Source organism: Phormidesmis priestleyi BC1401, assembly GCF_001650195.1.
Taxonomy (GTDB): Bacteria; Cyanobacteriota; Cyanobacteriia; order Leptolyngbyales; family Leptolyngbyaceae; genus Phormidesmis_A; species Phormidesmis_A priestleyi_B.
In genome coordinates this window covers 1-22,453 of the sequence record NZ_LXYR01000027.1, presented here as the reverse complement: position 1 = coordinate 22,453, position 22,453 = coordinate 1, and the positions used below count along the sequence as shown (strand labels likewise).

General features: G+C 49.6%; 28 protein-coding genes. 9 read left to right on the top strand and 19 right to left on the bottom strand.

Annotation, left to right across the window (positions count from 1 at the left end; all coding sequences use genetic code 11):
- Positions 1 to 52 precede the first annotated feature (52 nt).
- The 3 genes from A8707_RS14880 to A8707_RS14870 all read left to right on the top strand — a co-directional run bounded on the left by A8707_RS14880 (position 53) and on the right by A8707_RS14870 (position 3,111).
- Positions 53 to 2,005, top strand: coding sequence for a S9 family peptidase (locus tag A8707_RS14880; RefSeq protein WP_197484781.1), 1,953 nt, complete (start codon positions 53 to 55; stop codon positions 2,003 to 2,005).
- Positions 2,006 to 2,208: 203 nt separating this feature from the next.
- Complete coding sequence (locus A8707_RS14875; RefSeq protein WP_068818033.1) at positions 2,209 to 2,556, top strand: YbaB/EbfC family nucleoid-associated protein; 348 nt, start codon at positions 2,209 to 2,211, stop codon at positions 2,554 to 2,556.
- A gap of 81 nt (positions 2,557 to 2,637) precedes the next feature.
- Entirely contained in the window at positions 2,638 to 3,111 is a 474-nt protein-coding gene (locus A8707_RS14870) for a low molecular weight protein-tyrosine-phosphatase (RefSeq protein ID WP_068818032.1), read from the top strand.
- On the opposite strand, the gene bioF is transcribed toward A8707_RS14870, so the two are convergent.
- Genes bioF through A8707_RS14850 form a run of 4 tightly spaced genes read right to left on the bottom strand, consistent with a single transcriptional unit; the run spans position 3,091 to position 5,619 of the window.
- Complete coding sequence (bioF, locus tag A8707_RS14865; protein WP_231948088.1) at positions 3,091 to 4,251, bottom strand: 8-amino-7-oxononanoate synthase; 1,161 nt, start codon at positions 4,249 to 4,251, stop codon at positions 3,091 to 3,093. The genes A8707_RS14870 and bioF overlap by 21 nt on opposite strands.
- On the bottom strand, positions 4,248 to 4,469 hold the full coding sequence (locus A8707_RS14860; protein WP_068818030.1) for a hypothetical protein: 222 nt from the start codon (positions 4,467 to 4,469) through the stop codon (positions 4,248 to 4,250). The genes bioF and A8707_RS14860 overlap by 4 nt, the downstream gene beginning before the upstream one ends.
- A 25-nt stretch (positions 4,470 to 4,494) precedes the next feature.
- Complete coding sequence (locus A8707_RS14855; protein ID WP_068818029.1) at positions 4,495 to 5,217, bottom strand: Uma2 family endonuclease; 723 nt, start codon at positions 5,215 to 5,217, stop codon at positions 4,495 to 4,497.
- A gap of 33 nt (positions 5,218 to 5,250) precedes the next feature.
- A complete protein-coding gene (locus A8707_RS14850; protein WP_068818028.1) occupies positions 5,251 to 5,619 on the bottom strand; it encodes a DUF1823 family protein in 369 nt (122 codons plus the stop codon).
- 88 nt (positions 5,620 to 5,707) lie between these two features.
- On the opposite strand from A8707_RS14850, the gene A8707_RS14845 reads away from it, so the two are divergent.
- Complete coding sequence (locus tag A8707_RS14845) at positions 5,708 to 5,941, top strand: hypothetical protein (RefSeq protein ID WP_068818069.1); 234 nt, start codon at positions 5,708 to 5,710, stop codon at positions 5,939 to 5,941.
- A 16-nt stretch (positions 5,942 to 5,957) separates the two neighbouring features.
- On the opposite strand, the gene A8707_RS14840 is transcribed toward A8707_RS14845, so the two are convergent.
- Together A8707_RS14840 and A8707_RS14835 are read right to left on the bottom strand one after the other, a co-directional pair.
- The gene (locus tag A8707_RS14840) at positions 5,958 to 6,893 is read right to left on the bottom strand and encodes a hypothetical protein (protein ID WP_156518596.1); all 936 of its coding nucleotides are present in this window, start codon (positions 6,891 to 6,893) and stop codon (positions 5,958 to 5,960) included.
- Positions 6,894 to 7,014: 121 nt separating this feature from the next.
- Positions 7,015 to 7,401: a hypothetical protein gene (locus A8707_RS14835; protein ID WP_068818026.1), complete on the bottom strand. Its 387-nt coding sequence runs from the start codon at positions 7,399 to 7,401 to the stop codon at positions 7,015 to 7,017.
- A gap of 335 nt (positions 7,402 to 7,736) precedes the next feature.
- On the opposite strand from A8707_RS14835, the gene rpmF reads away from it, so the two are divergent.
- Both rpmF and A8707_RS14825 read left to right on the top strand, forming a co-directional pair.
- Complete coding sequence (gene rpmF, locus A8707_RS14830; RefSeq protein ID WP_068818025.1) at positions 7,737 to 7,910, top strand: 50S ribosomal protein L32; 174 nt, start codon at positions 7,737 to 7,739, stop codon at positions 7,908 to 7,910.
- A gap of 115 nt (positions 7,911 to 8,025) precedes the next feature.
- Positions 8,026 to 8,622 (top strand): sulfite oxidase-like oxidoreductase, encoded by a 597-nt coding sequence (locus tag A8707_RS14825; protein WP_068818024.1) that lies wholly within the window; start codon positions 8,026 to 8,028, stop codon positions 8,620 to 8,622.
- Between the two features lie 62 nt (positions 8,623 to 8,684).
- Here the strand turns inward: A8707_RS14825 and A8707_RS14820 are convergent, their stop codons facing one another.
- The 9 genes from A8707_RS14820 to A8707_RS14785 all read right to left on the bottom strand — a co-directional run bounded on the left by A8707_RS14820 (position 8,685) and on the right by A8707_RS14785 (position 14,616).
- Positions 8,685 to 9,794, bottom strand: a complete 1,110-nt coding sequence (locus A8707_RS14820) for an ATP-binding response regulator (RefSeq protein WP_068818023.1) — start codon at positions 9,792 to 9,794, stop codon at positions 8,685 to 8,687.
- Between the two features lie 100 nt (positions 9,795 to 9,894).
- On the bottom strand, positions 9,895 to 10,647 hold the full coding sequence (locus A8707_RS14815; RefSeq protein WP_068818022.1) for a DUF3891 family protein: 753 nt from the start codon (positions 10,645 to 10,647) through the stop codon (positions 9,895 to 9,897).
- 165 nt (positions 10,648 to 10,812) lie between these two features.
- Positions 10,813 to 11,142, bottom strand: coding sequence for a cytochrome c6 PetJ (gene petJ, locus A8707_RS14810; protein WP_068818021.1), 330 nt, complete (start codon positions 11,140 to 11,142; stop codon positions 10,813 to 10,815).
- Positions 11,143 to 11,252: 110 nt separating this feature from the next.
- Positions 11,253 to 11,666 (bottom strand): plastocyanin, encoded by a 414-nt coding sequence (petE, locus tag A8707_RS14805; protein WP_068818020.1) that lies wholly within the window; start codon positions 11,664 to 11,666, stop codon positions 11,253 to 11,255.
- A gap of 123 nt (positions 11,667 to 11,789) precedes the next feature.
- Complete coding sequence (psbV2, locus tag A8707_RS14800; protein ID WP_068818019.1) at positions 11,790 to 12,278, bottom strand: photosystem II cytochrome PsbV2; 489 nt, start codon at positions 12,276 to 12,278, stop codon at positions 11,790 to 11,792.
- A 48-nt stretch (positions 12,279 to 12,326) separates the two neighbouring features.
- Positions 12,327 to 12,818: a photosystem II cytochrome c-550 gene (psbV, locus tag A8707_RS14795; RefSeq protein ID WP_068818018.1), complete on the bottom strand. Its 492-nt coding sequence runs from the start codon at positions 12,816 to 12,818 to the stop codon at positions 12,327 to 12,329.
- A gap of 32 nt (positions 12,819 to 12,850) precedes the next feature.
- A complete protein-coding gene (locus tag A8707_RS29745) occupies positions 12,851 to 13,027 on the bottom strand; it encodes a hypothetical protein (protein ID WP_156518594.1) in 177 nt (58 codons plus the stop codon).
- Positions 13,014 to 13,937: an acetyl-CoA carboxylase, carboxyltransferase subunit beta gene (gene accD, locus A8707_RS14790; RefSeq protein WP_068818017.1), complete on the bottom strand. Its 924-nt coding sequence runs from the start codon at positions 13,935 to 13,937 to the stop codon at positions 13,014 to 13,016. The genes A8707_RS29745 and accD overlap by 14 nt, the downstream gene beginning before the upstream one ends.
- A gap of 409 nt (positions 13,938 to 14,346) precedes the next feature.
- Positions 14,347 to 14,616: a hypothetical protein gene (locus A8707_RS14785; RefSeq protein ID WP_231948087.1), complete on the bottom strand. Its 270-nt coding sequence runs from the start codon at positions 14,614 to 14,616 to the stop codon at positions 14,347 to 14,349.
- Positions 14,617 to 14,636: 20 nt separating this feature from the next.
- Here A8707_RS14785 and A8707_RS14780 point away from each other — a divergent pair, with 20 nt between their 5' ends.
- Positions 14,637 to 15,746, top strand: a complete 1,110-nt coding sequence (locus tag A8707_RS14780; protein WP_231948086.1) for a squalene/phytoene synthase family protein — start codon at positions 14,637 to 14,639, stop codon at positions 15,744 to 15,746.
- Positions 15,747 to 16,086: 340 nt separating this feature from the next.
- On the opposite strand, the gene A8707_RS14775 is transcribed toward A8707_RS14780, so the two are convergent.
- Together A8707_RS14775 and A8707_RS14770 are read right to left on the bottom strand one after the other, a co-directional pair.
- A complete protein-coding gene (locus A8707_RS14775) occupies positions 16,087 to 17,808 on the bottom strand; it encodes a diflavin flavoprotein (protein WP_068818015.1) in 1,722 nt (573 codons plus the stop codon).
- A gap of 10 nt (positions 17,809 to 17,818) precedes the next feature.
- Positions 17,819 to 19,570, bottom strand: coding sequence for a diflavin flavoprotein (locus A8707_RS14770; RefSeq protein ID WP_068818014.1), 1,752 nt, complete (start codon positions 19,568 to 19,570; stop codon positions 17,819 to 17,821).
- Between the two features lie 309 nt (positions 19,571 to 19,879).
- Here A8707_RS14770 and A8707_RS14765 point away from each other — a divergent pair, with 309 nt between their 5' ends.
- The gene (locus A8707_RS14765) at positions 19,880 to 20,647 is read left to right on the top strand and encodes a pantothenate kinase (protein WP_068818013.1); all 768 of its coding nucleotides are present in this window, start codon (positions 19,880 to 19,882) and stop codon (positions 20,645 to 20,647) included.
- Here A8707_RS14765 and A8707_RS14760 read toward each other — a convergent pair.
- On the bottom strand, positions 20,639 to 21,094 hold the full coding sequence (locus A8707_RS14760) for an NUDIX hydrolase (RefSeq protein WP_068818012.1): 456 nt from the start codon (positions 21,092 to 21,094) through the stop codon (positions 20,639 to 20,641). The genes A8707_RS14765 and A8707_RS14760 overlap by 9 nt on opposite strands.
- A gap of 124 nt (positions 21,095 to 21,218) precedes the next feature.
- Positions 21,219 to 21,677: a thioredoxin-dependent thiol peroxidase gene (gene bcp / locus A8707_RS14755; RefSeq protein ID WP_068818011.1), complete on the bottom strand. Its 459-nt coding sequence runs from the start codon at positions 21,675 to 21,677 to the stop codon at positions 21,219 to 21,221.
- A 122-nt stretch (positions 21,678 to 21,799) separates the two neighbouring features.
- Here bcp and A8707_RS14750 point away from each other — a divergent pair, with 122 nt between their 5' ends.
- Positions 21,800 to 22,060, top strand: coding sequence for a type II toxin-antitoxin system ParD family antitoxin (locus A8707_RS14750; protein WP_231948085.1), 261 nt, complete (start codon positions 21,800 to 21,802; stop codon positions 22,058 to 22,060).
- The last annotated feature ends 393 nt before the right edge of the window (positions 22,061 to 22,453 follow it).

Genomic DNA, 22,453 nt, shown 5'->3' with positions numbered 1-22,453 from the left:
AGTTTGTGAAGCGCGGCGTTTGGCTAATTGCCTAATTTGCGATGATTGAGAGATGAAATTTTTCTCGACGTTCCTAGCCACTATTCTTGCAGTCGTTTTGGTGTCATCTAGTATGGTTTTTGCTCAAAGTGCTGCGATCGCTCCCAACGAGAATCTAGTCAGTGAAGGCATTCCTGCGATTCCGGCTGCTTTGGCAGAGACGGTCGATCGCTATACGCAGTTTCGATCGGCGAGTTTATCGAGTTGGCATCCGACCCGGCGAGAAATGTTGATTTCGACTCGCTTTGCCGATACGCCCCAGGTGCATTTGGTGAAGTTTCTGCTCGGAAGCCGACAGCAGATGACGTTCTTTCCTGAGCGGGTAGGTGGGGCAACTTATCAGCCCACCCAAGGGAACTATTTTGTTTTTAGTAAAGACATCGGCGGTAACGAGTTTAACCAAAACTATCGCTATGACTTTAAGACAGGCGACGTGACGCTGCTGACCGATGGCAAATCAAAAAACAGTCGCGGTGCCTGGTCAAATCGCGGCGATCGCATGATCTATACCTCCACGCGACGGACGGGCAAAGATACCGACTTTTACAGCATCGATCCCGCCAATCCCCAGAGCGATCGCTTACTCTCCACTGTCGAAGGCGGCGGCTGGGGTGGTTTGAGTTGGTCGCCTGACGATCGACAACTGCTGATTCAAGAATATGTCTCGGTTAACGAAAGCTATCTTTGGTTATTGGACACGCAATCGGGTCAGAAAACGCTGATCACGCCCAAAGGTGGCAAAGAAAAGATTTCCTATGAGGGCGGTGTATTCAGCAAAGATGGCAAAGGCTTATATGTCGTCAGCGATCGCGCCTCTGAGTTTTCCCGTCTTTCTTACATTGATTTGGCGACCTCTCAACCAACTTACCTGACGAGCCAAATTCCTTGGGATGTAGAGGATTTTGACCTCTCAGAAGACGGCAAACATCTCGCCTTTGTCACTAATGAAGACGGAGCCAGCGTTCTGCACGTTTTAGACACGGCTACGAGAAAAGAGATTTCGCTGCCAAAATTGCCTGTGGGATTGGCGTATGGCATCACCTGGCACCGCAACAACCAAGATTTGGGCTTTACGTTGATTTCGGCTCGATCGACCGCCGATGTCTATTCATTAAATTTGGTGACAAACAAGGTCGATCGCTGGACAGAAAGCGAGACAGGCGGGTTAAATACCTCCCAGTTTTCAGAACCCGAACTGTTGCGGTGGAAGAGTTTTGACGATAAATCGATCTCTGGATTTCTCTATCGTCCGCCCGCCAAATTTACGGGCAAACGTCCGGTGATGATCGACATCCACGGCGGACCTGAAGGACAATTTCGCCCCGTTTTCTTAGGGCGCGCCAACTATTACTTAAACGAGTTGGGGGTCGCGATGATCTTTCCCAATGTGCGCGGCTCGACTGGATACGGCAAAACGTTTCTGACGTTAGACAACGGCTTTTTGCGCGAAGATTCCGTCAAAGACATCGGCGCACTGCTCGATTGGATCGCCACCCAACCTGACCTCGATCACGACCGAATTCTCGTCACGGGCGGCAGCTATGGCGGCTATATGTCGCTAGCGGTGGCGACCCACTACAGCGATCGGATTCGTGCCTCGATCGATATCGTCGGCATCTCAAACTTCGTCACGTTTCTTGAAAGAACCGAAGGCTATCGACGAGATTTGCGCCGCGTTGAATATGGTGATGAACGCGATCCCAAAATGCGGGAGTTTTTGCTGAAGATTTCGCCCGTCAATAACGCCGATCGCATTCGCAAACCATTGTTTGTGATTCACGGCAAAAACGATCCGCGTGTGCCGCTCAACGAAGCCGAACAAATCGTTGCAACCGTGCGAAAGAATCAAGTTCCCGTCTGGTATCTAATGGCGAAAGATGAAGGACACGGATTTTCTAAAAAGAAAAACGTCGATTTCCAGTTTTACGCTACTGTGACCTATGTCAAAGAGACGTTGCTCAAATGACTTGTGTCCTTCGAGCCTGCCAACCTGGATTTGATCGAGATTCCACCCCGACTGTCTCAGTCAATGTCATAATGAAAACTGCGTTCGCTTCCATCGCCATCGAAATTGTGTGCTATTCTCATTGGCTGGATGGCGCACCGATGGAACCGTCATCAAATCAGAGCAGTCTGATGCACACTCTACTCAACCCCACGTAGGAAGTTATGTCACAAGGACAGGGATTTGGCTTTGGTTTGGGCAAAATGAAGGAACTGACTGAAGCCTTCAAAAAAGCTCAACAGGTTCAAGAAGGAGCAAAGCGCCTTCAAGAAGAACTCGAACAGATGAGAATTGAAGGCGAATCGAGCGGTGGGTTAGTCAAAGTTGTGATGAGTGGCAATCAAGAGCCGATCGATGTCACCGTCTCAGCAGATGCGATGAAAGAGTCGCCCGAACTTGTTGCAGATTTAGTGTTAGCCGCGATGCAAGACGCTTACGGCAAATCGACCGCCACCATGCGCGAACGGATGGAAGAACTGACGGGTGGATTGAATTTGCCAGGACTAAGCTAGTCCTTTCGGCAAAAAATACTTTCCTCAACCGAGCAAACCGCTTAATCTGAAACACGGTAGCTCGGTTTTTGTATTTTGCGTATGAAACTCCTCTTTGTGTGTCTGGGTAATATTTGTCGATCGCCTTCAGCCGAAAATATTATGAATCATCTGATCCACCAAGCTGGATTAGAGAATAAGATTCAGTGCGACTCGGCGGGAACGTCGAGCTATCACATCGGCAGTGCGCCCGATCTTCGAATGAATGTCGCCGCCAAGCTGCGAGGCATTGAGCTAGTCGGTCATGCCCGTCAGTTTACCAAGGCTGATTTTGAGGAATTTGATCTGATTTTGGCAATGGATCGAGAGAACCATGAAAACATTTGTGCGCTCGATCGTTCCGGTCAATATCGGCATAAAGTCCGCTTGATGTGTGATTTCTGCACTCGCCATACGCTCAAAGAGGTTCCCGATCCTTACTATGGCGGAGATGAGGGCTTTAATCAAGTGATTGATCTGCTGTTTGATGCCTGTGACGGGTTGCTAAACGCTGAACTATTGAACAACGCGATTTAAAGAACTGCTTAACTGCTCAATGTGTTGGCGATCGTGCGTTGCCATAATCGTCAGTCGAATTCGGCTCGTGGGCACTGTGGGCGGACGAATCGCAGGAGCAAAGATGCCAGCGTCTCTAAGGCTTTGACCAACTCGTAAAGCAGTTTCTACGTCTGATAATTGCAAACACACGATCGCCGACTCTGACGGCAGAAGCTCCAATGAATGCTGGTTGATGTGTTGTTTGAATAACGCAATGTTTTGCCAGAGTTTCTCTCGGCGTTGTGGCTCGTGTTGTAAAATCTCGATCGCGGCAATTGCGGCAGCAGTGTCTGCGGGTGATAATCCGGTTGTATAAATCCAGCTAGCAGCCCGATTGCGAAGAAAGTCAATTAGCGCTGAAGATCCTGTGACATAACCGCCCAAACTGCCTAATGATTTACTGAGCGTTCCCATTTGGATGATCGATCGTCCGGTGCATCCAAAGTGTTCGACGCAACCTGCACCCGTCCGTCCCATAACTCCTGTGGCGTGTGCCTCATCGACCAACACCATGCAGTTAAATTCGTCTGCTAAGTCGAGAATTTGGGGTAATGGGCACAGATTCCCATCCATGCTAAAAATGGTGTCAGTGAGAATCAGACATCGCTGAAAATGAGAGCGCTGTTGAGTTAGTTTGGTTCGCAAATCCTGCATATCGCAGTGAGCATAATTTAAGATGGTTGCACCACTGACGATCGCGCCATTTCTCAAACTGGAATGATTAAACTGATCAGAGAGAATTAAGTCGCGTTTGCCGACGATCGCCGCGATCGTTCCCAAATTTGCCAAATAGCCAGAACTAAAGACGATGGCATCTTCCGTTTGTTTGAGCCGTGCGATCGCGCATTCCAATTGCCGATGCAGTTCGCGATGTCCAGTGATTAATCGAGATCCAGTACTTCCCGTTCCATAGGCTTGAGTGGCAGCGATCGCGGCTTCAATTAAGCGATCGTCTCCTGCTAATCCTAAATAATCATTGCTAGCGAAGTTGAGAAACGATTTCCCCTCAATTTGCACGATCGCGCCGGGACGACTCTCGATCGTCGTTACAGCCCGATGCCAGCCAGCCCGATGAATCGTTGCCAACGATTGCTCAATCCAATCGTAAGGGTTGATCACGATTCCACAGGCGGCTCATCAGGTCGAATCTCGGCATTTTTACCTCGCACTGGAGGCAGTCGATCGACTAAGCCCATGTCAAAGGCAACATCGGGTAAATCTCCGGTGATATATTTTCCGGGCTGAAAGACTCGCCCCGGTGTAAAACAGACCTGCCGAAGCACCACTTCCTCACCGGGTAAAAACATCATGCGGGACATTCTGCGCTCGATCGCCATCACTCATTCTCCTGTTTCATAAACGTTATAAATCAGCCGGATCGATTCCCAATTCTTGGAGTTTTCTCAAAAAGATAGCTGCTTGAGCTTCGGCTTGCTCTGCCCGTTGACGCTCTGTTTGAACTTGCTGTTGGGCTGCTTCAGTTCGCTGACGTTCTTGAATTTCGGCTTCTTCGGGAGTTGGGACTAGCGCTCCTTCTGGTGTGAAGAATCGTAGCTGCTCATTCAAAACCCCCAGAAATAGCTGCAATTCATTACTCCAGAGCCAGCCTCGATCGTTCGGTTCGATCGCTTCATAGTGACGATAGTTGAGCTTAAATCCTTTGAATTCCAACGTGTAAGGATGAAACCAAAAATAGTCTGGCGTGCGAAATACATCTTGATAAAGCTGCTTTTTTAAGCCGCGATCGACCTGAGCAGTGCTGTCAGAGAGAACTTCAAGAATAAAGTTAGGATACTTGCCATCTTCAGCCCAAACGACCCAGCTTTTGCGCTCTCGCCGCTCCGTATCTAAAACGACGAAGAAATCAGGTCCTCGCACGTCTTCAGATTTACGTTGGCGAATGCTGTAATAAATGCTCAGATTACCCCCCGCAAAGAAGTCGTGGCGATCGTTCCACAGCCGTTCTAAACAGGTCAATAACAAAATTAGCTGTCTGAGATGTCGCGTAGTTTCCAAGGGCGGCTCGTCGCTCAATAACTCACTAGGCGGAAAGATAGGAGTATCAGGTTGGCTGCTGAGAACCATAGTTGCTCACCAATGATCAAGCTTGCATCTAGTTTAATGGTCAATGTCGTTAAGCTGCATTTCGCTCAATAACCAGTTAGCGATCGTCGCTCGTCGCGTCTTGCGCGGAATCAATTCATCCAATTTATAGCCCGCAAATCCCAGCTTTTCTTTGAGCAACTGCTTGTTTTGAGCCGGAATCGATCGAGTCAATTTCACTACGGCTGGGCGACTCGCAATAAAATCGGGAGGCTGAGGATACGCCTCGCGCCATGATGGGTCAACTCCCTCGCTCGTCCAAATTTCGGCACTAGAGCGATAGCCTAAAGAACGCCAGACTAAGCGATTCACCGTGTCATCATCCAGCGTATCGTCGAGAATTGCCCAAATTGTAGCGATCGTTAAAGCTGGCAGATCAGACATAAGGAGGTGCGAATCAGGCTGTGATCAGCATACAACGTTGTCTCCGATCGCTGTCACAATAAACGATGGCATTCACAATACTCACGCGATGCGATTTACAATTTCGAGCGGGTCTGGGCAAACGTTAGCGATCGGGCGACTCTTCATTCAAACCAGCGAAACGGGACAGAAACTTTGTTTTCGGAGCGAGCGCGGCACACTGATTGAGGGAGGCACGATCGACCCCGATGGCGATCTCACCGAAGCAGGTCAAGAACTCTATCGACAATTCTTTGTCACCTGGGGCGTGATGGGCATTACGATGTCCTCCCAATTTCGTTAGCGTTGATCGACTGATTTCAATATTTCAACTGCGCCACGGTTGATGGCATTGAGTCTGATCTCGCCGTTTGAGATCGCTGCTGATTGTGATTTTCTAGCGCACTGGCGATCGCGGCTCTCCGTCGCTCCTGATCATACGCAATGCTGTCATAGCGATTGCCTAATCCCGGCGCATCCCACGTCTGGGTTCTAGGGTTGAGAAACGAATAAGTGCGCGCCCAGAGAACGGCGTTGGAGCCAGTCAGCCCTTTTTGATGAGCCGCTCTCAGCCAATCGACATAACCGCCTTGATCTAACGCCGCTAAAGGTGCTTGATTCGCAAGATCAATGCCGTTGAGTTTTTCTTCTAGCGTCATCCGAATGCCGTTGCTGTCTGCTCTTTGAGCAAGAACCTGACTCTGACTGCGGAGCCGTCGAAGCTGACGATCGTCGGCTTCATCTGGTGTGCAGCTTGCATCACAGTGCTGATAAGAGAAACTGCCCAAGTTCCAAACGCCATTGCCGGGGTCAACGTGTCCATAATAGGCACGGGTTTTGCTGCCATCGACCGATCGAGTCCCTTCCGCGTGTCCGACCGTTCTAGCTACGATCGAGTTGCTGCCGCCTTCAAAGATTGCGTTGATCGAGTCTGCGATCGCTGATGAGGCAAAAGACTGACGAGACGACTGATGCGGTGTTACTAGAGCTGCTTTCTTTTCAGGCTGCTTGTTCTCCAGTCTCGCAGTTTTTTGACTCGGCGGACTGAAACTTAGCTCTGGAGTGGCGGCTTGTGCAACGGACGAACTTGAAGCAGAGGAATTAGAGGGAGGGTTAGCAGCGATTCCTACAGAGGCAGGCTTTGCGCTAATCGCGTCTCCAAAGTCTAGTAGTCCAGATTGGGAGGCATGAGCAATCTTCGCAGAGCCGAAGAACATCGTGATTAAACTCACCGCAACCAGGAGAAATTTTTTCATAGTTGGTAGATAGAACAATAAGGGCGATCAAATTGGTAGACCTCCTGCATGAATTCGAGAATCTCCCTAAATCATTTCAAAGGAGATCAACGTCCAGCTCTGATTCGTGCAGAAAATCTAGTTAAGACTTGCGGAAGCTAAAGGCATAGCCCCGATATTCATTGCCTTCGTAAAGAACAATCAGCCAGGTTTGAGGGTCAAACGCGAGGGGATATGCCTCCCGATCGGACTTCACCCCGCTTCGCACCTCTATGGCTAATGTGCAGTAAGGTTCTTTAAGAATCGATCGCACTTTGTCTTTGCGATCTCCTTCTGAAACGGTGAGCAGTTGAGCCAGCCGATCTCTAGAGAGAGTAACTTTTGACTTCACAGCGCTCTGGCAGGGGTCGTCGGGCGCTTTGGCTCCTAAAAGATCGCGAGGGTTGATTAACATTCCTGCTAGTGCAACGAAGGTGCCTGCTGCTAGCAAATACTTCACAGACTGTCTTCGAGAGCGGCGATATTTCATAGTCTTTCTCCTGTGGGGCTAGGGAGTGAGAACGTGACAGGACAAAGGAACGTGATGAAGTGGTGCGAAGGGCTTCGAGTTCAAGTTGTTAAGGGTTTTATAGCTACCGCCACATAGGTTAGGACAGGGACATTTTTGGCAGCACGCGAAGCACACTACCAAAAATGTCCTAAGCAAAGTGGCGATGGCTGTAATAGGTTTGTTCTATATTAACAGTACAATAGTACTAAAAAGCAAGCCTATTTTCTAAAAACTTCTGCCAAACGCCCGATCGCTACAAGTCGAGAAATAGCGTAGGATAGGAAAGTTGACAAAAACGACCACGGTTTAACCTCATGGCAGTTCCTAAGAAGAAAACTTCAAAGTCTAAGCGTGACAAACGCAAAGCCACCTGGAAAGCGAAAGCTAGAGTGCAAGCCCAAAAAGCATTATCGATGGGCAAGTCGATTTTGACCGGACGCGCTCAAGGCTTTGTTTACCCCACCGACGAAGAGACTGAAGAAGAATAATGCGATGGATGATGAATGCGAAACCGTTAATTCATCATTCATCAGCCTTTGAGAAGACCCATAATTGCAGCCCGTTTGCTACACAGTTAGAACAAGACTTTGTAGGACAACATCAATGGTAGGGAAGTTTTTTCGCAAACCAGAAGCAGAATATGCTGATCGGGTTCCTCCCGGTCAACATTTGACGAATGGATTTCCGGTTTTGACGTATGGCGATACGCCTAGTGTCGATCGGGCAACCTGGCAGTTTAAGGTTTGGGGCTTGGCTCAAGAAAAAACCTTTAGCTGGTCAGATTTTATGAATCTGCCTCAAAGCAACTTCACTGCCGATTTTCACTGCGTCACTACTTGGTCAAAGCTTGACGTGCAGTGGACAGGGGTTAAGGTAACAGACTTCATGAAGTCTATTGAGGTTGACCCCGCTGCTAAGTACGTTTTAGAACACTGCTACGGCGGCTATACGACCAACATCTCGATGGATGATTTCTTGAGAGAGGCAAACTTTTTCGCCCACACCCTATTTGGCGAACCGCTTCCAGCAGAACACGGCGGACCGATGAGACTCGTAGTGCCTCACATCTACGCCTGGAAGAGTGCCAAATGGATTAACGGACTAGAGTTTCTCACGCACGAAGAACTCGGCTTTTGGGAGCGCAACGGCTATCATCGTCGCGGAGAACCCTGGGCAGAAGAACGGTATAGCGATCGCTAATTGTCCACCAAAACTTTCACATCCAGAATGGGGAATGCTCAACGGAACATCCCCATCTTTGTTTAATCAACAGGCAGACGGACGATGAAACAACTTCCCTGACCTACCTCTGACTGAACGCTGACCGTACCGCCATGAGCCTCTGCAATGCGACGAGACAGTTGCAGACCCAGCCCGCTTCCAGCGCGCTTGTGCTTTCCACTAGAGAAGCTTTCAAACAGCGTAGACTGCTCCTCTAGCGGAATTCCGGGTCCGGTGTCTTGAATTTTAACTTCAACCTGAGAGTTGTTATTTTCATCAACGAGAAACAAACGAACGTCCACAAAGCCTTGATCGGTGAATTTGATGGCATTGCCGATCAAGTTGGTAAAGACTCGATGTAGCTCGATGCGATCGCCCTTAATCTCAAATTTATTGTCCGATTGAGCCTCAAAATTGAGCGCCAGCCCTTTGTCGATCGCCAACGATGAAAGCTCTTGGATAACTTCACCCATCATCGCTGATAGGTCAACAGGCGAGAAGACTAGAGACTTGCGCCCTGCCTCATAGCGATAGACCTCTAGCAGCATGTTCACCATCGTTAACAGATTTTGGTTACTGCGAACCATTGTCGCCATGATTTCGAGCACGTCTTCCGACAACTCACCCATCGCGCCTTGAATCAGCAAAACCAGCATCCGATCGGCAGCGACTAAAGGAGTCCGCAAATCGTGGGTGAGTCGCGAGACAAAATCTTCTCGCTGACGGGCAGTCTGATCGCGTTCGTCAACGCTGTGCTTCAGACGCAACAACGCCCGCACCCGCGCCAGCAATTCATCAAAGTGAACGGGTTTGCGAATGAAATCGTCAGCGCCTAAATCTAGCCCCTGAGCCACACTTGGCTGATCATAAGCGGTCGTAAGCAGAATGGGCATGAAGGGCAACCCAGCGTTTTGACGAATGCGACGCGTCACTTCATAGCCATCCATTCCGGGCATCATCACATCCAACAAAATGAGATCAGGAGGCGATCGATCGATTTTAGCTAACGCATCTTGACCACTCTCAGAAAGCTCAACGTCATAACCCTCGTCTTGCAAGATTGCCTGGATCAGCAAGCAGTTATCAGGCGTGTCGTCTACTACTAAGATGCGATCGACTTTCGTTGACCTTGTGGAGGACGAGTGATTCATGCAGTTTAACTGAAGTCGCGAGTTATCAAATTACGAGAACGACTGATCTAATAAAGACTACTAACAGTAGATTTACATCATTCCTACGAGAGATATTATTTTATCTCGCTGTGGTTGACTTCTCTTTACTTTTCACAAAATTCCACTCAAAGAGGCTGCGGGGAGCCGCTTTGAGCGCCGCCGTTAGACTGGCATTGTCATCAAACTTAGCTTGTGATAAGTGAGATACCTCGACGTTCACTACAAACGTATCATCCTCAAAACACCACGGCTCGACCGTTACTGTTCCGTCGCTAAACTGCCGAATGTCATATCGCTGCCCGTCGGGACCTTTACTGATTTCCAGCGCTCGTTCATCATCGGGAAGCTGCTGTTGACAGAGAATGAGTGAGAGTCGATCGCACCATTGCATAAAGTCATAAGCACTTTCAGCATCTTCCTTGGCAATCCCCAATTCTTTGCGCCAGCGCTTTTGATTGTCTAGCTGTTCATCTAAAAAAGCATCGCCTTCTGCCGATTCGCCGCGACTGCTTTCTCCTAAACGACTTTGGTGCATCGAGTTCATCAAAGCTACCCACCGTCCGCGATAAAGCGCTCCTTCTAGGTGCTTTCGCAACAGAGTGTAGTCGGTGCCCTCGTTCATAGTGAAATCCATTGGGGTACCTACGTCTGAGAGGTTTTGTTCCTCCCACTCTTTCTCAAGGTCGTCATGATGAGAAATCGCCGCGATCGTTTCATATAAGCGAGGTGGGGCATCTTTTCTGCGCCACTGTCCACCCATTTGAGCCGCGAGTAGTGCATGGGCACGGTGGTAAATGACGTTCCATCCGTCTTTTGCAGGGTTAACAATCACGATCGAGTCTCCTATTCGAGGACAGTAATTCTTTCCTAAAAAAACATAACCTAAGTGCTTAGACAAACAAATCTATCGTGCGTGTGAATTGTTGAATTTTTATGAAGTCACTAAAAAACCCTCCAGAAACATTAGAGGGTCTACTGATTCGGCAGGTTTTGCGAGCTACCAGCCTTTTTCAGCTTGACCTAATACATAGGTGGCTACTGCGACGATCTCATCGTCTTGAAGGTGACTACCAAACGCTGGCATAGCATTCTTGCCGTTCGTGACCTGATTTTTAATCGCTGCTAGAGAGTTCATTCCATATTTCTCTAGTGCTTCTTTTCGTAGAGTTTTATTTGCAACGATCACGTTGTTGCCGCCGATGTGACAAGCCGAACAACTGGCGGTAAAAATTTGTTGACCGTCAGGTTTGTTAGCTAGAGCGGGACGGTTAAACGTAAAGGTCAGAATTGCGATCGCCAGCATCAGCGCAGGCAATAATTTTCGCAAGGCAGTTCTCCCTGATCAAACGTAGGTTATGAACAATCCGTCCATAAAACCATTTTAGGGCTTTACCAGGCGTTTCTAATCACCGTCTGATCAGAGAGACTTAAGAGAGACTAGACTGCAATGACGACTTTGCCTACCATGCCAGCGCCCCGGTGAGGCAGACAGAAGTAGGAATAGTCACCCGCTGGAGCGTCAGCCGGAATGATCAGTTCAAATGAGCCACCAGCGCCTTCTAGCTTTTTGTGTGACAGGCTATCGGCTAACGCTTTGTCTTGAGTCGGAATTTTGCTGACATCAAAGACGACGTTATGGGGAGGCAGATTGCCCACTTCCCACTTAATAGTGTCACCCGGCTTAACGGTAACTACCTTGGGGTCAAACACCAACCCTTTAGCAGAACCCATCTTGACGGTGTATGTGTCAGCCGACGCAGGGTTAGCTACTAAAAAGAAGCTGCCCACTACCAGCAGAACGGTGCAGAGCAATAGAGAGAAACGACGCGTAACAGAAGCAACAAGTTTCATATTTTTCTGTGGAATTCTAGATTTTCCAGTTACTTCACATTTTAAACCAGTAGTTACCCACACAGAGAATTTCCTCAGGACGGATCTCCCAACTTGGCGGTCGCTCCACCAGTTGCTAGAAATCTAAAACTCTTCAGTGCCCCAGCCAGGAGCCTTTTGAGCCGCCCGTAAGACAAATCCTGCTACGGTTTCTACTTCAGACTGAGAGAGCCAATTTTCAGAGACTTTCCGGCATGAGAAGGTTTCTTCGCTGCCATCATAGGTCATCGGCTGACGCAAATAAGCGACTAGACCCTTGATGGTGTCTCGTGAGGGAGTCGCTCCTTGCAGAGCTTTTAGCGACAAAGGCACCGAAGGGTCAGGCAAGGTCGCGCCTCCTACGTGACAGCTCAGGCAGTTTTGCTCGAACAGCTTTTTCCCGGCGGTCAGTTCTTGCAGGTTAAACGATCGGGTGTTCCCCTGTTTGTCTAACTCTAAAGAAATGGGATCGGTCACTTGCAAATAGCGCGCAACATACGTGTCGGCAGCGTGAGCCGGGAAACTGACCACCGCTCCTAGACAGACGATCGTCAAGAGAACGACGCCTCGAATCCACGAAACTCGATTTAGCATTCGATAATTCTGCGCGAGAAAACAGCAGTGATCAGCCGAGATCAGGATTTAGTAGTAGATTTTGCCGCCGCCCCACTTGTCCCCTACCACTTTAGGTTGCAGTAGGATGTGACCCGCGATCGCCACGAGGTCATCATTGGTCAAGTTCCGCATTGTGGGGAAGGTGTCTTTGCTCTTGAGGCTGGGGTGCATCTCAGAAATCTCGGTGGTGCCATCATAGCTGGTGGGGTTTTTCATATAGTCCACCAGAGCGTCGATGTTGTTGCGGTTGGGGGTTGCTAATGACAGCGATTCGGGGTCAAGACCGACGTTAGGGTCAGTTTTAGTGACTCCACCTGCGTGGCACTGAGCGCAGGCATATTGAAACAGACGCTTGCCTTCTTTGACTTGTTTGAGGCTCAAGACGGTGGTGTCGCCGCCCTCATTGAGGGGCACTGTGCGAATGGCTTTATCCAGTTCTGCGGCGCTGACATCTTGAACAAAGATTTGAAACGCAAAGAATACAGTGGCTATGGCAAACCAGACGTATCTTTTAAGCATAGTTCTCCTTAAAGGTAGCTCGGTTGTTGAATTCACAACACAACAAATCGGTCGATGATGGCGACCTCAGCATTCCAGCGATGATGGTTGCTGATGGTGAGGATTACCCTCCTTAATACCAATATCATGTTGATGTCCCAATCCTCTGCCAATCTCTGAGATTGATAGCGAGTCGCAGGATCACCGTCTAGAAACTTAATCAGGCGCAATCTTAGTGAGGGCTTTGATGCTTGATCGCGGAACAACATGAGACGTTGAAGAAACGGGCTGATGCAGGCGGATCAGTTGAGCAAGGGTCTTTTTGAGTTGGGTGCGAGAGACGATCGCATCGACTAGCCCATGTTGCAGCAGATATTCAGAGGTTTGGAAGTCGTCGGGGAGTTTTTCTCGCAGCGTTTGCTCGACGACGCGACGACCTGCAAAGGCAATCATGGCTTTGGGTTCTGCCAGAATGATGTCGCCCAGCATGGCAAAACTAGCGGTGACTCCGCCTGTGGTGGGGTGAGTCAGCACGGGAATGTAGAGGAGACGGTTTTCTTGGTGTCGCTGCAATGCACCAGAGATTTTTGCCATTTGCATTAAACTCAGCATTCCTTCCTGCATTCTGGCTCCACCCGACGCGCAAACAATCACGACGGGGAGACGCTGTTGAGTGGCTCGTTCGATCAGCCGGGTCAGCTTTTCGCCGACCACAGAACCCATGCTGCCCCCCATAAATCGGAAATCCATTACGCCGAGAGCGATCGGGTGTCCTTCGATCTGCCCCAATCCGGTCTGCACGGCATCTGCCAGCTTTGTTTTCTCTTGGGTGTCGCGGATATAGTCGATGTATGCCTTACGAGCGCGAAAGTTGAGCGGATCGACGGGCTGGAGTCCTTCGTCGATCGCCACCCAGGTATCGGCATCAATCATTTGACTAATCCGCTCGTCGCTGAAGATGCGAATGTGGTGATCGCACTCTAAGCAGACCATTTGATTCGATCGCAAGTCTTTGGTGTAGGTCAAAGCTCCACAGGCTTCACACTTTGTCCATAGCCCGTCAGCGATTTCTCGTTCTTGTCCTTGTGGAGTAGTGGAGCCTGATTTTTGTCGATTTGCAAACCAATCAAATAGTGACATGGTAAAAATTTATGTTTTGAAGTGGGGGATGAAAAGTCTGATCAACTCAGGCTGAGAAGGGGGATGAGGAGACGATTCTCAAAGAGTCGGATTGCGAAAAAATGCCTAGTAGCATCATTCATGATAGTGATTTTTGATTAGTCAGATTGCACTATTGAACAGTTGATTGAAATTTGGATGTCACTGAACGTTCACTAAGAATCGTGGATTAAAGAACCTATAAGACTTGTGAGCGTCTTCTGCCCTCCTCAAAAAGTGGGGCAAGCCCTAGCCAACCCTTCTCCCCAGGAGAAGGGAGTGAGAGTCTTGTTCCCTCTCCTTGGGGAGAGGGCTAGGGTGAGGGTGAGAAGTTGCACCTTAATCAATCCATGTTCCTAAATCAGCATCCATTGTACAAGGTTAGCGTTTCTCAGTCTGCTTCAGATTCTGTAGATTCTTCGTCGATCGCACTGAGCAACAGCAGCGCCATCCACTGGTCTTCGGGGCGAACCTGCAAAGCAGTAGGACTGCCAACCCCAAAATAGGACATTGCGCCGAGATCCAAAACTCTCGCGGGGATGTCATGCGCCAGCAAAACCTGCTCCATTAACTCGGCTTCCCAGCGGGTAGAAGCCGTTTTTAGCGTAATCCAATTCACGTAGATGAGGTCTGAGACATACCGTAATTTTACTTCGAGCATCTTGAGAGATTGTGGGAATCATGAATCTATCACCCGCTCTAAGTCAGTCCACACGCGTCTTTGCCGTTTTTATGACTATCTCGACTATTTCCCATCTGGTTTGCTCTTCTGACTATCGCGCGATCGCAGATGATGCGCTTAAAGATGAAGATAACGCGGCTTGGGTCATGGAACTTGAACCGCCTATTAGAGATGCCTGGATTGAGCGAATTGGCTGGATCAGGCTCGCCGATCGACTTGCCGAAAACGAATTGCTCGAATCGGCTAGCTCAGAGTTTCAGCGATTTCACAACAATTGGAAATGGATGATGGCAACGGGTCAAGTGCAGCCCGGTTGTGGTCATCGAAAAGAATTTTGTCGGATGCGCGATCGCTGGTTTGCCCACCCGTCTGATTCGGTCAGTCGGCTCTCGATTCAGTCGTGGGATCACTATCTGACGGCGATTGATGATTATCATCAAGACCATCTGACGATCGAGCACATGGCTGACTTTGAGACGATGCTCAGAGAGTTAGCGGGGTCATTTTTTCAAATGCTGCCGTTTTTAGAACCTCACCAGTGGCAAGCGGTTGGTTCGTTTGGTGCAGTGGATCAGTTTTACAATATTTTGCGCGACCTGCGAGAAGATGCCGAACAGGGAATCTGTTATTTGCCGACTGAATTGCTCGATCGGTTTAAGGTCAGCCGAGCCGAAATTCTAGAACTGCGGGCGTGTGACAATCCGGGTTATCGCCCAATGATGGAGTTTTGGATTCACGACTATTTGCCGCAGCTAGAGCGAAAGTCTTATCCATTCATTTTGGCACCTGATTTGCATCCATCTTGGCAAATGTTGCGCGACTGGTCACTCAATCGCTATCAGCGCATTCAGCGAATCTTTCGGCGCTGTGACTACGACTATGTGCAGTTTCCTGAACTCTATTGGCAAGAAGTCAAACGAGACTTAGTGTTGATGCTGCCGGGCTTATATGGTCAGCAACTGCAAGGTGAGCGAGACTCTATCCCGATGTCTTATCTAGCTCGCACGAATAAGCTATTTCAGATTGCTCAACTCAAAATGCCTCCTGAAGTCAAGTTTAAGCAAGTGCCTTTTTCACGGTTTTTCCGATCGCTACAGCAGGTTAGCTAGGAAATTGCAGCTTAACAAACTCTTAACTGATCGGGCTTCGCTTAACCCTCGACGTTCAGTGAGTGGGTCGATAGAGATCAAGTGAGGTGAGCGGAGCCGAAACCTATAGACAACGGCGATCGAGGATTTTATTCTGAGGATCGTGAACTAAATAAGGTCGGTCATTGCAAAACGGGGTTGCCCTCCTCACGAAGTGGGGCAAGCCCTCCCCTAACCCCTTCTCCCTGGGGAGAAGGGAAACTAGACGTTTGCTCCCTCTCCTTAGAGAGAGGGTTGGGGTGAGGGAGAATTTAGTTTGATTTAATTCACGATCCTTACGCACGATCGCACAGCCCGATCTCTAATAAAAGCTGCCAGATTTACGATGCTGCACCGCAGTGACCCCTTTTTGCTCTAAAACTTTGCCACTTTCAACCACTGCATAAAGTAACCAGTGATCGCCGCATTCCATGCGGTTTTGCACCGTGCATTCCAGATAAGCCAACCCATCTAGCAAGATAGGGCAACCATTTGCCGCCTCCTCAGTTTCGATTTCAGAAAATCGGTCTTCTCCTGGTGCAGCAGGTTTGGTAAAGTGCCGTCTGAGCGATCGCCCTTCTTTGAGAATGTTGAGAACAAACCGATCGCCCGCATGATCAAGAACGCCATCTGCCCGATCTTTAGCGATCGCCACCGTTACCCCCGGCGGACTAAACGTTGCTTGCGAAACCCAAGAGGTGAGCATTCCAGCAGCGCTGTCTCCCTGTTTGGCTGTAACCACACAGAGCGAACCGACGACTCGCCCCAGGGCTTGCTCGGTGCGATCGCCCTGCCCTGCCGAAGCCACTTGACGCGGTGCCCGCACCTTTTTTGCTCGTTTCAACGCTTGAGCAAATTCGGCACCTGCGGCTTCACACTGTTCTAGCACTTCGTCACTCGGCTTAAACTTGACGCGAATTGAGTCAAACCCAAAACCATATCCGGCATCTTGCAGTTTGCTTTCGAGGAGGTCGATCGCTTCTCCACTCCAGCCATAGGAGCCAAACACCCCTGCCAGTTTTGTCTTGGAGGCAGTTGAGAGAATTAGCCCTAGTGCGGTCTGAATTTGGGTCGGAGCATGTCCGCCGAGGGTGGGCGACCCAATGATGAAGCCGTCACACTGCTCGATCGCCGCCACAATTTCAGACGGGGCAGCAAATTCGCAATTAATCGACTCGATCGCGACCTCGGCTTGAGTCAGTCCTTTGGCGATCGCTTGCCCTGCGGTTGCAGTGTTGCCATAGGCGGATGTGAAGAGAATCGCAACCGAGAGTTCTTGAGTTTTTTGCTGCTCGCACCACTGCCGATAGTCGAGGTTAAAGCGGCTCAAACTGTAGCGCACCAACGGACCGTGACCTACGGCATAGATTTTGGCGGGGAAAGCAGCGATTTTGTCGAGGGCAGCTTCGACCTGCCGTGACTGCGACGCGTGGAGACAGTCAAAATAATAGTGACGATCTTCGTCTAGCTGCTTCCAGTTTTCGTCGAGGATGGGATCGTCGCAAAGGTGGGCACCAAACAGCTTGTCAGTGTAAAGAATGCGAGTCGCGGGGTCAAAGGTGCAGAGTCCGTCAACCCAGCGAGGAGTCGGGACAAAGGCAAACTGTAGCTCGTGCCCTTTGCCCAAATCTAAAACTTCTTCACCTCGGACGGCATTGATCCGCAGGTCTTGATCTGGGAAGGCGGCTTTGAGGGCGATCGCGGCGGGCTTTGAGCAGACGATCGTCATTTGTGGCGCAAGCTCTATCAATCGCTTCAGCGTCGTTAGCCGATTGGCATTGACGTGCCCCAAAATCACATAATCCAGCTTCTGAAAATATTGGTGATCATGCAGTTCTTTGAGAAAAATGTCCGTAAAAGAGCTACCCGGCGGATCAATCAGCGCCGTTTTTTCTCCCCGGATCAAGTAAGAATTTGCGGTCGTTCCTCGTTGGCGAGAGTACTCGATCTCAAATTTGAGCCGATCCCAGGTGCGCGATCTCAGCACCAGGGTTTCTGCTCCAATCTCAGCAACTTGAACGTCTTTAGGTCTAATGTCAGCCATAAAAAAGAAGTTAGTAGTGGTTGCCGACTTTGCGATGGTGAACGGCAGTTAGCGCTTCAGATTTAGCGACCCGCCCAGCGTTAATTGTGCTGTAAACGATCCAGTGATCGCTGCATTCCATCCGGCTGACGACTTCGCACTCAATGTATGCCAAAGAGTCTGCCAGGATGGGGGAACCATTGGTCGCGGGATAGGTTTTCACATCGGCAAAGCGATCGGCACCGGGCGCAAATCGCCTTAAAAAGTGCTTCGTCAACATCTGATAGTTGCCTTCTTCTAAGACGTTGAGCACAAAGCGATCGCCCAAGTGCATAAACGATTCGATCGCGCGATCTTTGGCAACGGCGATCGTGATCCCCAACGGCTCGAAGCTGGCTTGAGACACCCAGGAGGCTAACATGGCGCTAGAAATATCGCCCTTTTTGGCAGTGATGATGTAAAGCCCACCACTGAGGCGACCGAGCGCTTTATCGAGTTCACCATCAAGAGACTTCATTTGTTTGACCGTGCGATCGCGGGTGAGCCACTGTCCCAAGTCAGTCCCGGCTTCAGCGCAGAGTTGATAGGTTGCCTCGCTGGGCAGTTCTTTAATTTGAATTGGAGGAAACACCTCCGTTAACCCAATTTCCTGAAACTGATTGCGAATCGGATAGACCGATTCATCATCGCCGCCACCCGCCTCAAATAAGCCGACGGATTGTTTGGCAGTCGTCGCAGCAAAGATTGTGCTGAGTCCGGCTTTTGCGTTGGCAGCAAAGTCTCCCAGTTGAGGCGACATGCCGATCACGAGACCTGTAGAGGTTTCGACTAATTCCCGCACCTCTTGAGGGTCGGCAACGCGCAGATCCATCAGTTCGACCAACACACCCGTTTTAGTGATGCCGTTGGCGATCGCCTGCGCAATTTGGTCACTATAGCCATACTCCGCCACGTAGAATATGCCAACTGTTGTCGCCGCTTTCGCCTGGGTCTGGCTCCATTCCTGGTAACGTCCGACGAGTTCTTTAAGATTGTGACGCAGCAGAGGACCGTGACCTGTGGCGATCGTCGTGATTTCGGGCAGTGCCGCCATCCGCTTGAGGGCAGCCAGCACCGATCGGGCGTTGGGTGCCATTAAACAATCGTAGTAGTAGCGATAGTCGTGCTCAAGTAACTCTAGGTCTTCGTCGTAGGTGTGATCGTCGCAGAAGTGCATCCCAAACGCGTCACAGGTATAGAGGGTCTGAGTTTTGTGGTCGAAGGTGAAAATGGTGTCAGGCCAGTGCAAATTGGGTGCGGCGACAAATTCTAACTCGTGACCGTTGCCCAAATCTAGGCGATCGCCGTTCTTGACCACCTGACGCTTAAACGGCTGATGCACGAGTTCTTCTAAAAACTGAATCGCAACTTTCGCGCCGACCACCGTAATCTCAGGATTAAGCTGCAGAACATCTTTCACCAATCCGCTGTGATCGGGTTCGGTGTGACTAATAATCAGATAGTCGATGTCAGCAGGGTTAATCAGCCCTTGCAGGGCATCGAGATAGAGTTGACGAAACTTTTCGTGAGAGGTATCGACGAGGGCAATTTTCTCGCCCCGAATTAGAAACGAGTTGTAAGTGGTGCCATTCTCTAAGGCAAACTCAATGTCGAAGCGATCGCGATCCCAATCGAGCGATCGTAGGGTCGTCGTGTCGGTTACAACATCCACGGTCTGAATGGTCAGCCGTCGCAAAGGACGACCGGGCTGGCTAGCGCTTGCGCGATCAATGAGTGCTACCATAATTGCCTCCCGACAACGTTTTGTGAAATTATATTTCCCTCTGATTCTAATCTTCCCTTAGAAAACGCGACTTTGTAAAGTTCTAATAAGTAAAGGTACCTATCAAAAAATGTTATACCCAGAACTTTCTCTATCAAAGTAATAGAGGAAATGGGGAACCCTTTGGGTTTCTGAAGGCGATCGAGGGTGGGACGATCGGGGAGATGTTTTCGATGTTTGAATGTGATCGAGGGTCGGTTATGGCACGATCGTTTGGGAGACGCTTCACCGAAACGTCTCTACGGGGTCGGGTTTGTTGGTTAATTTGGTATGATTCAAAATTGGCTGGCGTTGAACGTCGGAAATTCTCGGTTGCACTGGGCTTGGATGACCGATGACACGCTGCGACGAACCTGGAATACCCCTCATTGTTCAATAGAAACAATTGAGTTGCTGACTGAGAGTCGGTTCACTTTTGAGGACGTTTCTCCAGCAAATTTGCCCACTTGGGAGGTGCTACCCGAACTCTGGATCGTATCCGTGGTGGCTGAACAGGCACAACTGTGGGAGACGTATCCCCACCTCAGGACGATCGCGCTGGATCAGATTCCGCTCCAAAACACTTACTTTACCTTGGGTGTTGATCGGGCTTTGGCGGTTTGGGGCGCGATCGAGACTTACGGCTCTCCGATTTTAGTCATTGATGGCGGCACAGCCCTGACGTTTACTGGAGCCGAGCAACAGCGGTTTGTAGGCGGGGCAATCTTACCAGGGTTGCAGCTACAGTTTCGGATGTTGGGGCAAAAAACCTCTGCGTTGCCTGTGATCGAGGAGATGACGTTGCCCGATCGTTGGGCGATGACCACGATCGAGGCGATTCAGAGCGGCATTCTGCACACGGTTTTAGCGGGCGTTCAAAGTTTTATCGAAGATTGGCAAACCCGGTTTCCTCAAAGCGTCATCGTCTTCACGGGGGGAGACGGTCATCTTCTGGATAGATGTATGCAGCCGCGATCGCCAAAACTTGCAAGTCAGATGATCGTTGACTCAAATTTATGGGTTTGGGGACTGCGATCAATTAGAAAGCGCTCAGTCTAGCGTGGTTTGCCCCTTAAAGTAGTCTTGCAACTGCTGTCGGTGATCGTGAGCCAGACGACCTTCAGGAATTGAATCGGGGTCAAATGCCTGCACATCAGAGACTTCGAGCGGATCGCGAATCTGCATTGTTCCCTGAACATCGGCTTCGACGACGACACAGATTGAGTGAATGCGGGGGTCACGATCGGGCGCTGAATAAACCCCCACGAGGCGACGAATCTGAGCCAACTCTAGTCCCGTTTCTTCCGTCAATTCTCGCCGCACGGCAGTGGGGATATTTTCGCCCCAATCGACCATGCCGCCGGGTAGGCTCCACAGCCCATTATCGCGACGACGGATCAACACAATTCGACCATCGGGCAAGATGGGAATAATGCTAGTGCCTGTGATGGGATGGCGAAAGATGATCCCTAAAACAGCTTGAGTAAAGTGCCACAACCGCTGCATGGATTAAAAAGTTACGACAAAACTATAGAGGCAGAAACGAACCACAGCCCGATCGAGAAGCCCATCGTTCTGAATCTCAAAAGTAGAGCAGTTCATCTTAAAAGATCCCAGAATATGATCTCGATCAGGATAAATCGCTCAGAACTTGAGCTGCGTGAATTTCTGGCTTGACTTTTTTGTAGATCTGCTCGATCGTACCATCCGCACTGACGACAAACGTATTTCTACTGATTCCCAAATATTCTTTGCCCATAAACTTCTTCAAGCCATAGCTTTCATAGGTTTCCGCCACTTTTCCGCCCTGATCACACAGCAGCGGGAACGGCAGACCATATTTCGTCACAAATTTTGCATGAGATTTTGCGTCGTCGGTGCTGATGCCCAACACGATCGCATCTTGCGCTTGATACTCTGCGTAAGCATCTCGAAAACCACAGGCTTCTTTGATGCATCCCGGCGTGCTGTCACGCGGGTAGAAGTAAAGCACGACGCGCTTGCCTTTTAAGTCCGAAAGTTGCACCCGGTTGCCGTGGGTGTCGGACAAACTAAAATCAGGTGCAGCATCGCCAATTTCGAGAGCCATAAACTTTCTAACAGTATTGAGTAGGCTTATTGTAGTTTGCTGGGGATTATGCCCGATCTTGGGGTCTTTAATCGGTTGGGCGCACCCAACCGACAGGAATTGATAGACTGTAAAAAATCTAGATGACTCGTGACCTTATGGATATTTTGCTAATTTCGGAAGCCGAACACTTCATCCAGCAGCAACTTGAAACGGGCAGATTTTCATCGGTTAGCGAAGTGGTTGATGCAGGAATCAGGCTGCTTGAAAAGCGACAGACTTACCAAAGACGGTTTGAAGAACTGAGACGAGACGTAGAGATTGGGATTGCTCAACTCGATCGAGGTGAAGTCGTCGAGGGTGAAACATTCATGCAGGAATTACGATCACAAATGGCAATATAGCTCTCCGATCGTTTTGGATTGATTTTATTAGACAATGGTTCGGACAATTTCAGGCAGCGATAGAGCCGTAGGACAGTAGGGTTGGATAGTTGGGGTGAGATTTAATCGCAGTCGGCTCCAAGTCAATACTCCGGACATTTTTTTGAACGGTTCCACAAGGCTTTCAGAGTTTATGGTTCAAGGATCGAGCTATTTTTTCAGAGTTAGCTCTGCCTCTGACTTGGAAAAAAAGATCTTGTCCACGGCAGAATAAGGGTTTGAGCCTTAAAATCTGCTCAAATTTTGTCCGGAGTATTGCTCCAAGTCTAACTGAGTAATAAATCGGTCGAGCAGATGAGCGGTGAGCGCCCGCCGTTTGACACTCGTCATCGAGAGGACAAAGGGCGAGTCACT

Bases quoted from the DNA above. Each gene is read 5' to 3' on its own strand.
- A8707_RS14880 (WP_197484781.1), top strand. From the start codon at position 53: ATGAAATTTTTCTCGACGTTCCTAGCCACTATTCTTGCAGTCGTTTTG.
- A8707_RS14875 (WP_068818033.1), top strand. From the start codon at position 2,209: ATGTCACAAGGACAGGGATTTGGCTTTGGTTTGGGCAAAATGAAGGAA.
- A8707_RS14870 (WP_068818032.1), top strand. From the start codon at position 2,638: ATGAAACTCCTCTTTGTGTGTCTGGGTAATATTTGTCGATCGCCTTCA.
- A8707_RS14860 (WP_068818030.1), bottom strand. From the start codon at position 4,469: ATGGCGATCGAGCGCAGAATGTCCCGCATGATGTTTTTACCCGGTGAG.
- A8707_RS14855 (WP_068818029.1), bottom strand. From the start codon at position 5,217: ATGGTTCTCAGCAGCCAACCTGATACTCCTATCTTTCCGCCTAGTGAG.
- A8707_RS14850 (WP_068818028.1), bottom strand. From the start codon at position 5,619: ATGTCTGATCTGCCAGCTTTAACGATCGCTACAATTTGGGCAATTCTC.
- A8707_RS14845 (WP_068818069.1), top strand. From the start codon at position 5,708: ATGCGATTTACAATTTCGAGCGGGTCTGGGCAAACGTTAGCGATCGGG.
- A8707_RS14840 (WP_156518596.1), bottom strand. From the start codon at position 6,893: ATGAAAAAATTTCTCCTGGTTGCGGTGAGTTTAATCACGATGTTCTTC.
- A8707_RS14835 (WP_068818026.1), bottom strand. From the start codon at position 7,401: ATGAAATATCGCCGCTCTCGAAGACAGTCTGTGAAGTATTTGCTAGCA.
- rpmF (WP_068818025.1), top strand. From the start codon at position 7,737: ATGGCAGTTCCTAAGAAGAAAACTTCAAAGTCTAAGCGTGACAAACGC.
- A8707_RS14825 (WP_068818024.1), top strand. From the start codon at position 8,026: ATGGTAGGGAAGTTTTTTCGCAAACCAGAAGCAGAATATGCTGATCGG.
- A8707_RS14820 (WP_068818023.1), bottom strand. From the start codon at position 9,794: ATGAATCACTCGTCCTCCACAAGGTCAACGAAAGTCGATCGCATCTTA.
- petE (WP_068818020.1), bottom strand. From the start codon at position 11,666: ATGAAACTTGTTGCTTCTGTTACGCGTCGTTTCTCTCTATTGCTCTGC.
- psbV2 (WP_068818019.1), bottom strand. From the start codon at position 12,278: ATGCTAAATCGAGTTTCGTGGATTCGAGGCGTCGTTCTCTTGACGATC.
- psbV (WP_068818018.1), bottom strand. From the start codon at position 12,818: ATGCTTAAAAGATACGTCTGGTTTGCCATAGCCACTGTATTCTTTGCG.
- accD (WP_068818017.1), bottom strand. From the start codon at position 13,937: ATGTCACTATTTGATTGGTTTGCAAATCGACAAAAATCAGGCTCCACT.
- A8707_RS14785 (WP_231948087.1), bottom strand. From the start codon at position 14,616: ATGCTCGAAGTAAAATTACGGTATGTCTCAGACCTCATCTACGTGAAT.
- A8707_RS14780 (WP_231948086.1), top strand. From the start codon at position 14,637: ATGAATCTATCACCCGCTCTAAGTCAGTCCACACGCGTCTTTGCCGTT.
- A8707_RS14775 (WP_068818015.1), bottom strand. From the start codon at position 17,808: ATGGCTGACATTAGACCTAAAGACGTTCAAGTTGCTGAGATTGGAGCA.
- A8707_RS14770 (WP_068818014.1), bottom strand. From the start codon at position 19,570: ATGGTAGCACTCATTGATCGCGCAAGCGCTAGCCAGCCCGGTCGTCCT.
- A8707_RS14765 (WP_068818013.1), top strand. From the start codon at position 19,880: ATGATTCAAAATTGGCTGGCGTTGAACGTCGGAAATTCTCGGTTGCAC.
- A8707_RS14760 (WP_068818012.1), bottom strand. From the start codon at position 21,094: ATGCAGCGGTTGTGGCACTTTACTCAAGCTGTTTTAGGGATCATCTTT.
- bcp (WP_068818011.1), bottom strand. From the start codon at position 21,677: ATGGCTCTCGAAATTGGCGATGCTGCACCTGATTTTAGTTTGTCCGAC.
- A8707_RS14750 (WP_231948085.1), top strand. From the start codon at position 21,800: ATGACTCGTGACCTTATGGATATTTTGCTAATTTCGGAAGCCGAACAC.